Origin of the sequence: Ancylobacter lacus, assembly GCF_018390635.1 — a bacterium.
Lineage (GTDB): Bacteria > Pseudomonadota > Alphaproteobacteria > Rhizobiales > Xanthobacteraceae > Ancylobacter > Ancylobacter lacus.
Genome location: NZ_JAHBGE010000044.1, coordinates 499,224 through 506,854 on the forward strand (window position 1 = coordinate 499,224; position 7,631 = coordinate 506,854).

General features: G+C 69.6%; 9 protein-coding genes. 5 read left to right on the plus strand and 4 right to left on the minus strand.

The window, feature by feature from the left end; translation table 11 throughout:
- Positions 1 to 7: 7 nt before the first annotated feature.
- Together KHC27_RS11200 and KHC27_RS11205 are read right to left on the minus strand one after the other, a co-directional pair.
- Entirely contained in the window at positions 8 to 868 is an 861-nt protein-coding gene (locus tag KHC27_RS11200; RefSeq protein WP_213338914.1) for a DUF1365 domain-containing protein, read from the minus strand.
- Positions 868 to 2,220, minus strand: coding sequence for an NAD(P)/FAD-dependent oxidoreductase (locus KHC27_RS11205; RefSeq protein ID WP_213338915.1), 1,353 nt, complete (start codon positions 2,218 to 2,220; stop codon positions 868 to 870). Before KHC27_RS11205 ends, KHC27_RS11200 begins: the two co-directional genes overlap by 1 nt.
- A 197-nt stretch (positions 2,221 to 2,417) precedes the next feature.
- Between KHC27_RS11205 and KHC27_RS11210 the strand changes: the two genes are divergently transcribed.
- From KHC27_RS11210 to KHC27_RS11230, 5 genes are all read left to right on the plus strand, one after another.
- Positions 2,418 to 2,987 (plus strand): sigma-70 family RNA polymerase sigma factor, encoded by a 570-nt coding sequence (locus KHC27_RS11210; protein WP_213339047.1) that lies wholly within the window; start codon positions 2,418 to 2,420, stop codon positions 2,985 to 2,987.
- Positions 2,984 to 3,670: a ChrR family anti-sigma-E factor gene (locus tag KHC27_RS11215; protein WP_213338921.1), complete on the plus strand. Its 687-nt coding sequence runs from the start codon at positions 2,984 to 2,986 to the stop codon at positions 3,668 to 3,670. Before KHC27_RS11210 ends, KHC27_RS11215 begins: the two co-directional genes overlap by 4 nt.
- 65 nt (positions 3,671 to 3,735) lie before the next feature.
- Entirely contained in the window at positions 3,736 to 4,566 is an 831-nt protein-coding gene (locus KHC27_RS11220) for an alpha/beta hydrolase (protein WP_213338923.1), read from the plus strand.
- A complete protein-coding gene (locus KHC27_RS11225) occupies positions 4,563 to 5,378 on the plus strand; it encodes a DUF1295 domain-containing protein (protein WP_213338925.1) in 816 nt (271 codons plus the stop codon). The genes KHC27_RS11220 and KHC27_RS11225 overlap by 4 nt, the downstream gene beginning before the upstream one ends.
- Positions 5,379 to 5,381: 3 nt before the next feature.
- Positions 5,382 to 6,407 (plus strand): SAM-dependent methyltransferase, encoded by a 1,026-nt coding sequence (locus KHC27_RS11230; RefSeq protein WP_213338928.1) that lies wholly within the window; start codon positions 5,382 to 5,384, stop codon positions 6,405 to 6,407.
- 84 nt (positions 6,408 to 6,491) lie between these two features.
- On the opposite strand, the gene KHC27_RS11235 is transcribed toward KHC27_RS11230, so the two are convergent.
- Both KHC27_RS11235 and KHC27_RS11240 read right to left on the minus strand, forming a co-directional pair.
- Entirely contained in the window at positions 6,492 to 6,911 is a 420-nt protein-coding gene (locus KHC27_RS11235; RefSeq protein WP_213339049.1) for a DUF2177 family protein, read from the minus strand.
- An 88-nt stretch (positions 6,912 to 6,999) separates the two neighbouring features.
- On the minus strand, positions 7,000 to 7,611 hold the full coding sequence (locus KHC27_RS11240; protein ID WP_213338929.1) for a response regulator: 612 nt from the start codon (positions 7,609 to 7,611) through the stop codon (positions 7,000 to 7,002).
- Between the last annotated feature and the right edge of the window lie 20 nt (positions 7,612 to 7,631).

Consider the following 7,631-nt stretch of genomic DNA (forward strand, 5'->3'; position numbering starts at 1 on the left):
GGGGTCCTCAGGAGCGGTGGGCGGGGGAGACGCTGACGGCATGGCCGGGCGGAGCCGGCCGCGCCCGCAGGCCGATTCCCTTCGCCCAGATCAGCAGGGCTTCCCAATGTATCGCCGCAATTACCTTAACGGTAAGCAACGGACAGACCAGCGAGGCCCACATCAGGGCGCGATCGGTCAGCCTTTCGCGGCGGGCCTCGTGCACGGCGCTGAGCAGCAGGCCCTCGCCGTCCCGCACCGCGATGGAGATCACCAGCCGCTCGGCGGGCGGCAGCACCCGGAAGCCGTAGCTCAGCGCCATGTCCATGAAGGGCGAGACATAGAAGCACTTCTCCGCGCTCTGCCGGATGGGCGCACCCGGCGCGGCGTCGGGGTCGACCGCGGCGAGGTAGGAATGGCGCTGGCCGAAGGTGTTGTTGACCTCATAGAGGATGGCCGCCAGCCGGCCGTCGCGGCGGTGGCAGAAATAGACGTTGAGCGGGTTGAAGCCGTAGCCGAGGATGCGCGGCATGGTGAGCAGCGTCACCGCGCCGCCGTCCGGCTCCAGCCCGGCCGCGAGCAGATGGGCTTCGACCTGCGCCTTGAGCGGCGTGCCGGAGCCGTCGCCATAGTCGCGGTCGCGCAGGCTGGCGAGGTTGAAGCGGTCGCGCGAGAGCAGCCGCAGCCCGGCGAGGCCGGAGCCCCGGCGCGCCCGGGCGAGGTCGTCGAGGTCGATCAGCAGCGAGAACACCCGGTAGCTCAGCCGGTGCCGGCGCGGTCGCAGCCGCAGATGCAGGACCCGGCCGACATAAAGCGCGGGCGGCGCCGGCGGCACGGCGACCTCGGCGGCGGTATCGGCGGGCGCGGAATCGGCCGCGGCGGCTGGCATCAGGCCGCCACCTTCAGCGGGGTGAACGCGGCGGAGGGGCCGAGATGGATGCGGCCGGATTCCTCCGCCACCGTCCACGGGCGGCGCACCCCGCTGATCGCCTCGGCGACCGCGAGGCCGGCCTGCAGCCCGTCCTCGTGGAAGCCGGCGCCGAAATAGGCGCCGCAGAACCACAGGTTCCGCACGCCCTGCAGCCGCCACAGCTCGCGCTGGGCCGCCATCGCCCCGGCATCGAAGACCGGGTGCTCATAGACATGCCGGCTCACCACGGTGGAAGGGTTCGGTGGCGCGAGCGGGTTCAGCGTCACGAACAGGGGAAACTGCGGCGGCAGGCCCTGCAGCGCGTTCATCCAGTAGGTCACGGAGAGCTTGCGGGAGGGGCCGCGCCCCTCGCTCAGATAGTTCCACGCCGCCCAGGCCGCCCGGTTCTGCGGCATGTGGCGGTCATCGCCGTGCAGCACCGCCTCGTTACGGCTGTAGCCGAAGGCGCCGAGCAGGCGGGCCTCTTCCACCGTCGGCGCCGCGATCATCGCCAGCGCCTGGTCGGCATGGGTGGCAAGGACGACATCGTCGAACATCTGTTCGCCGCCCTCGCCGGTCCGCACCCGGACGCCGCGGGGGCGGGGCTCCACCTGCACCACCCGGTGCCCCGTCGCCACCTGCCCGCGGAAGTGCTGGCGCAGCCGCTCGACATAGGCGCGGCTGCCGCCCTCTACCGTGCGCCACACCGGGCGGCCGACCAGCTTGAGCAGCCCGTGATTGGCGCAGAACCGGATGAAGGAGGCGGCGGGATAGGTGCCGATCTGCGCCGTCGGGGTGGACCAGATCGCCGCCGCCATGGGGAAGAGGTGGTCCTCGCGGAACGCCTCGCCATAGCCGTTTTGGTCGAGATAGGCGGCAAGGCTGATGTCGCCGAGACGGGGCAGGTCGCGCGGCGCGCTGCGGTAGAAGCGCAGCAGGTCGGTGAGCATCGCCCAGAAGCGGGACGAGGCGATGTTGCGGCGCTGCGCGAACAGCCCGGCCAGGCCGGAGCCGGAATATTCCAGCCGCCCGCCATCCATCGACACCGCGAAGGACATCTCGGTCGGCCGCGTCGCGACGCCGAGATGGTCGAACAGCGCGACCAGATTGGGATAGGTCGCCCGGTTGTGGACGATGAAGCCGGTGTCGACCGGAAAGCCATAGGCCTGCACGGTGTTGCTGTGGCCGCCCAGCCGGTTGTCCGCCTCGAACAGCGTCACCTCGTGCCGGCCCGCGAGCAGCCAGGCCGCGGAGAGCCCGGAAATCCCGCTTCCGATCACGGCAATCCGCTTCGGACGGTCGGAAGAGGGGTTGTTCGGAAGGCCGTTCATGTGGATACCGGCGTTGGAGAGGTCTTCGAGCCTGCGCTAGGATGTACGCCTGCGGCATTGAGCCGGATCACCTTCGCGGCGTGATCCACCGCGAAGTGCCCGTCGTAGAAGGCTGCATGAATGCGTCACTGTTCCCCGCTCCTCAATTGCCAAGATCCTTCGCGCCATCGAAGCGGCGGGAAGGACGTTTGACGCACATGCTTGACGATGCCGCGATACCGGCGGGTGCCGAGCTTGACCGCCTGATACTGGCGATCGCCGCCACTGGCGACCGCCAGGCCTTTGCCCACCTGTTCAAGCATTTCGCCCCGCGCCTGAAGGCGTTCCTGCTGAAATCGGGAATGCCGCCCGGCGCGGCGGAGGAAATCGCGCAGGAGACCATGCTCGCGGTCTGGCGCAAGGCGTCCTATTTCGACCCCGAGCGGGCGGGGGCGTCTACGTGGATCTTCACCATCTGCCGAAACCTGCGGATCGACCATCTGCGCCGCGACCGCGGGGTGTTCGTTTCCGACGAGGCGATCCCGGAAGAGGCCGACGAGTCCCCGGACGGCGAGCAGCTTTTCATGGCCGCAGAGCGCGAGGCCGAGGTGCGGCGCGCCCTGCAGGGACTTTCCGCCGAGCAGGCCGCCGTGGTGCGCCTCTCCTTCTTCAACGACAAAGCCCACTCCGAGATCGCCAGTGAACTGGGTCTGCCGCTCGGAACGGTGAAATCGCGCGTGCGCCTCGCCCTGAACCGGCTCCGCACGCTGCTGGACGAGCAGAAATGACGATCAGACATCACCCCAGCGACGAGACCCTGCTGCGCTACGCCGCCGGTCGGCTGGCGCCGGCCCCGGGCCGGGTGGTGGCCACGCATCTGCACGGTTGCCCCGCCTGCCGCGAGCGCGTGCGGGTGTTCGAGGCGGTCGGCGGCGCGGTGCTCGACGGGATGAGCCCGGTGCCGGTGGTGCCGCATGCGCTGGCGCGGGCGCTGGCCGCGATCGACGCCGGCCCGGCGGGACGCGCGACTTCCCTTGAGGGGAGCTCGACGCCGGCGCACGGTGCCGCGCGCACCGCGCCGCCGCTGCTGCCGGACGGCATCGTGCTGCCCGCGCCGCTGCGCGACTGCGCGATGGGGCCCTGGCGCTGGGCCGGCTTCGGCGTGCGCGCCAGCGCGCTGACCCTGCCGGAGGACCCCAAGGCCTCGCTGCTGCTGCTGCGGGTGGCTCCCGGCCGCCGGCTGCCCGAGCACGGCCATTCCGGGCTGGAGTTCACCCAGATCCTGTCCGGCTCCTTCTCCGACGCCTTCGGCCGGTACCAGCCGGGCGACCTCACCGAGATGGGCGCGGAGGTGGAGCACCAGCCGGTGGTCGACCCGGACGGACCCTGCATCTGCCTCACCGCGCTGGAGGGCGGGGTTCTCTTCACCGGGTCGATTGGCCGCCTGATCCAGCCCTTCCTGCGTCTGTGACCATCGGGCGCCGCGGCGTGGTCGCGGCGCTCGCGGCAGGCGCGCTGCTGTCGGGAGGCGCAAGCATGGCCCTGCGGCTGTCCCCGCTCGCGGTGCTGAACCGGCTCGCCGACCTCGGCGGCCACGAGCGGATCGCCGATATCGCCTATGGCCCCGACCCGCGCCACCGGCTCGACCTCTACCGCCCGGCGGGCGCCACCGGGGCGGAGCCGGTCGCGGTGTTCTTCCACGGCGGAAGCTGGGAGGAGGGCGACAAGGCGATGTACCGCTTCGTCGGCGCGGCGCTGGCCGGCCGGGGCTTCCTGACGGTTGTTCCAAACTACCGGCTCTACCCGCAGGTGCGGTTTCCCGCCTTTCTGGAAGACGCTGCCCGGGCGGTGGCCTTCGTGCATGGCCATCCCGAGGTGATCGGACACATCGTCCACCTCACCGCACTGATCGGTCACTCCGCCGGGGCCCATATCGCGGCCATGCTGAGCTATGACCGGCGCTGGCTCGGGGCAGTCGGGCTCGACCCCGCGCGCCACCTCTCCGCGCTGGCGGGGCTCGCCGGACCTTATGATTTCCTGCCGCTGACGAGCCCAACGCTGCGCGATATCTTCACGACGGATCAAGGACTTGAAGCAACCCAGCCAATCCGCTTCGTCGACGGCGGCGGCCCGCCCGCCTTCCTCGCCGCCGGGGCGCGAGACGTCACGGTGGACCCCGGCAACAGCACGCGCCTCGCCGCCCGCCTCCGCGCACACGGCGTAGGGGTGGAGCACCGGGTCTATCGGTGGGCCGACCACCGAACCCTGCTCGGCGCCCTCTCCCCATCATTATACCTTGTAGCCCCCGTCCTCGACGACATGACGGCGTTCATTCGCCCCCTCTCCAACCCGCCCGGCCTCCCATGAGCAACGCCCACCTCTTTTTCGCCTGCGCCATTTTTCTTAGCATTTGCATGATGTTGGCCTGGGCTCTGGCGGTCCGCAGCCGGAACCATGGCTGGGTCGATACCGTGTGGAGCTTCGCCGTGGGCCTCGCCGGGGCGGGAGCGGCGCTGGTGCCGGCGGGGCCGCACGGTACCAGCGGGCGGCAGTGGCTGGTGGCGGGACTGGCGGCGCTGTGGTCGCTGCGGCTGGGTTCCCACATCCTGCGCCGCAGCCTCAATGGCAAGGACGATCCGCGCTATGCCGAGCTGCTGCGCGCCTGGGGCCGGCAGGCCCGACTGAGGCTGTTCATTTTCCTGCAGATTCAAGCGGTTGCGGGGCTTCTGCTGGTGCTCGCCGTGCTGGTGGCGGCACGCAATCCCCTGCCGTTCGGTCGGCCGGGCGACTGGCTCGGCGGGGCAATGCTGGCGCTCGCCATCCTCGGCGCCGGTCTTGCCGACCGGCAGCTCGCCCGGTTCCGCGCCGACCCCGCCAACCGGCGGAAGGTGTGCGATGTCGGGCTGTGGGGCCTCAGCCGACACCCCAATTATTTCTTCGAATGGCTGGGTTGGCTCGCCCTGGCGGTGATCGCGATCGATCTCGGCGGCGTATATCCCCTTGGTTATGCTGCGCTTATCGGGCCAGCGCTGATGTATGTGCTGCTCGTTCACGCCTCCGGCATTCCCCCGACCGAGGCTCACATGCTGCGCTCGCGCGGCGAGGCCTTTCGCGCCTATCAACGCCGGGTCAACGCCTTCTGGCCCGGCCTGCCCCCATCGAAACCCGGGAGATCGTGACGCATGAGTGTCATCGCCCTAGCCGGCCGCCTGGCGGAACGCACCCCGCTTCCTGACCCGTTGACCCGGCTCGGCATCTCCGCGCTGGTCGGGCGCACCCGCCGTGAGCTGGCCCGCCTGACGGAGGCGAGCGAGGCGCGGTTCGCCGCGGAAATGGCGGCCTTCGCCATCGCGGAGCACGCCGATCGCGCCAATGAGCAGCATTACGAGCTGCCTCCGGCGTTTTTCGAGCTCACGCTTGGCCCACGCCGCAAATATTCCTGCTGCTTCTATGACGACGAAGGCTCGACGCTCGCCGACGCCGAGCTGCGCGCCCTGGAGCTGACGGTCGCACATGCCGACCTCGCCGACGGCCAGCGCATACTCGAACTTGGCTGCGGCTGGGGATCGCTGACCCTGTTCATGGCCGAGCGTTTTCCAAGCGCGGCCATTACCGCCGTCTCGAATTCGGCGCCGCAGCGGCGGCATATCGAGGCGGAAGCGCAGCGGCGCGGCCTCGGCAACGTCCGCGTCATCACCGCCGACATGAACGATTTTGCCCCGCACTCCCGCTTCGACCGCGTCGTTTCGGTCGAGATGTTCGAGCATATGGCGAACTGGCGCGGCCTGCTGGAACGCGTGCGCGGCTGGCTGGAGCCGGACGGGCGGCTTTTCCTGCACGTCTTCTCCCACCGCAGCCAGCCCTACCGGTTCGACCATGGTGACCAGGGCGACTGGATTGCCCAGCATTTCTTCACCGGCGGCATCATGCCGAGCCGCGGCCTCATCCGGCATTTTCCTGACCTGTTCGCGGTGGAGCAGGAGTGGAACTGGAACGGGCGACATTATGCCCGCACCGCGATGGACTGGCTGGCGCACTTCGATGCCAACCGAACGGCCGTCGATGAGGTGCTGCGGCAGGTTTATGGGCGCGACGCCGACATATGGGCGCGGCGCTGGCGCATCTTCTATCTCGCCACGGCGGGTCTGTTCGGCCATGCCGGCGGTGAAGAGTGGGGGGTCAGCCACTATCGGCTGCGGCCGGCCTGAAAAATCCGGGCCGACGCTGAGAGGTGCGTCGGCCCGGTCGAGTGGGGGGATGGGCGTGACTTCCATCCCCCGGGGATCACATGATCAGGCTCCCGTCGCCCAACGCTGGGTCGCCGAGGCGGCGAACTGGCCCGCCATCGCAGCGCAGCCCGTGACGAAGCTGCCCCAGCACAGATCGGCGAGGGTGACGGCAAGCGGCCAGTCGCGAAGCGTTGCCTGATTGGTTAGGTCATACGTGCCATAAGCCAGCAGGCCGAGAGCGGCCCCTAGAAGAAGTGACGTGGTCGCCCGCCCGTTCTCGAGTCCCGGATGCACCGCGAACAGGACAACCCCGGCGATGTAGAGAAGGTAGAACGCCGCCGCCGCTGCCAGATCGACCTCGCTCGCCAGCAGATGGCCCAGCAGCGGCCGATAGAGCAGGCCGGTCATGGTGCCGAGCCAGACCGCGTCGAGCCCCAGAAAGACGAGGCCGGTGACGAGATAGGCAATGCCGTAGGCGATCATGGCGGCGTCCGTCTTCAGGTCGGTGCAGGCGATACGCACCCCTTTCGCGCCCGGATCAGTCCGCACGGATCAATCGCTCAGACCCGTGTCAGATACGGCGCAGACGGACGATGTTCGAAGGGCCCTGTCGGAAGGCTTCGGCCAGCCGCCGCGGCAGCTCATCGTCCTGGAACGGCTTGCGCACGACGCGGTCCTCGCCGATCTCGCGCAGCGCCTTGAGGTCGGCATAGCCGGTGATGAACAAGGTGGGCAGCCCGGGCCGCAGCTCTGCCGCGGCGCGGGCAACCTCGGCGCCATTCATGCCGGGCATGGCGTAGTCCACCATCAGGAGATCCACCGGCTCGTCCCGGCGCAGCAGGGCGAGCGCTTCCTCGCCGCTGCCGGCTGCAACCACACCATAGCCAAGCTCGACCAGAAGTGCGGAGGTGACGTCCCGCACCGCTCGGTCGTCATCGACCAGCAGGATCGTTCGGTGATGCGCAGGTGCTTCGGGAGATGCCGCAGCCGCATCCGGTGCCGCCGGAAGCAGGCGTCCGGCTGCGCGCGGCAGGTAGACGCGGACGATGGTGCCCTCACCGAGCGTGGTCTCGATGGTGACGCCGCCGCCCGATTGCTTGGCAAAGCCATAGACCTGGGCCAGCCCGAGGCCGGACCCTTTGCCGATTTGCAGATTCCGACGTTCATCCGGCCGGGTTTCCAATCGTCATCCGGCCAGCATTC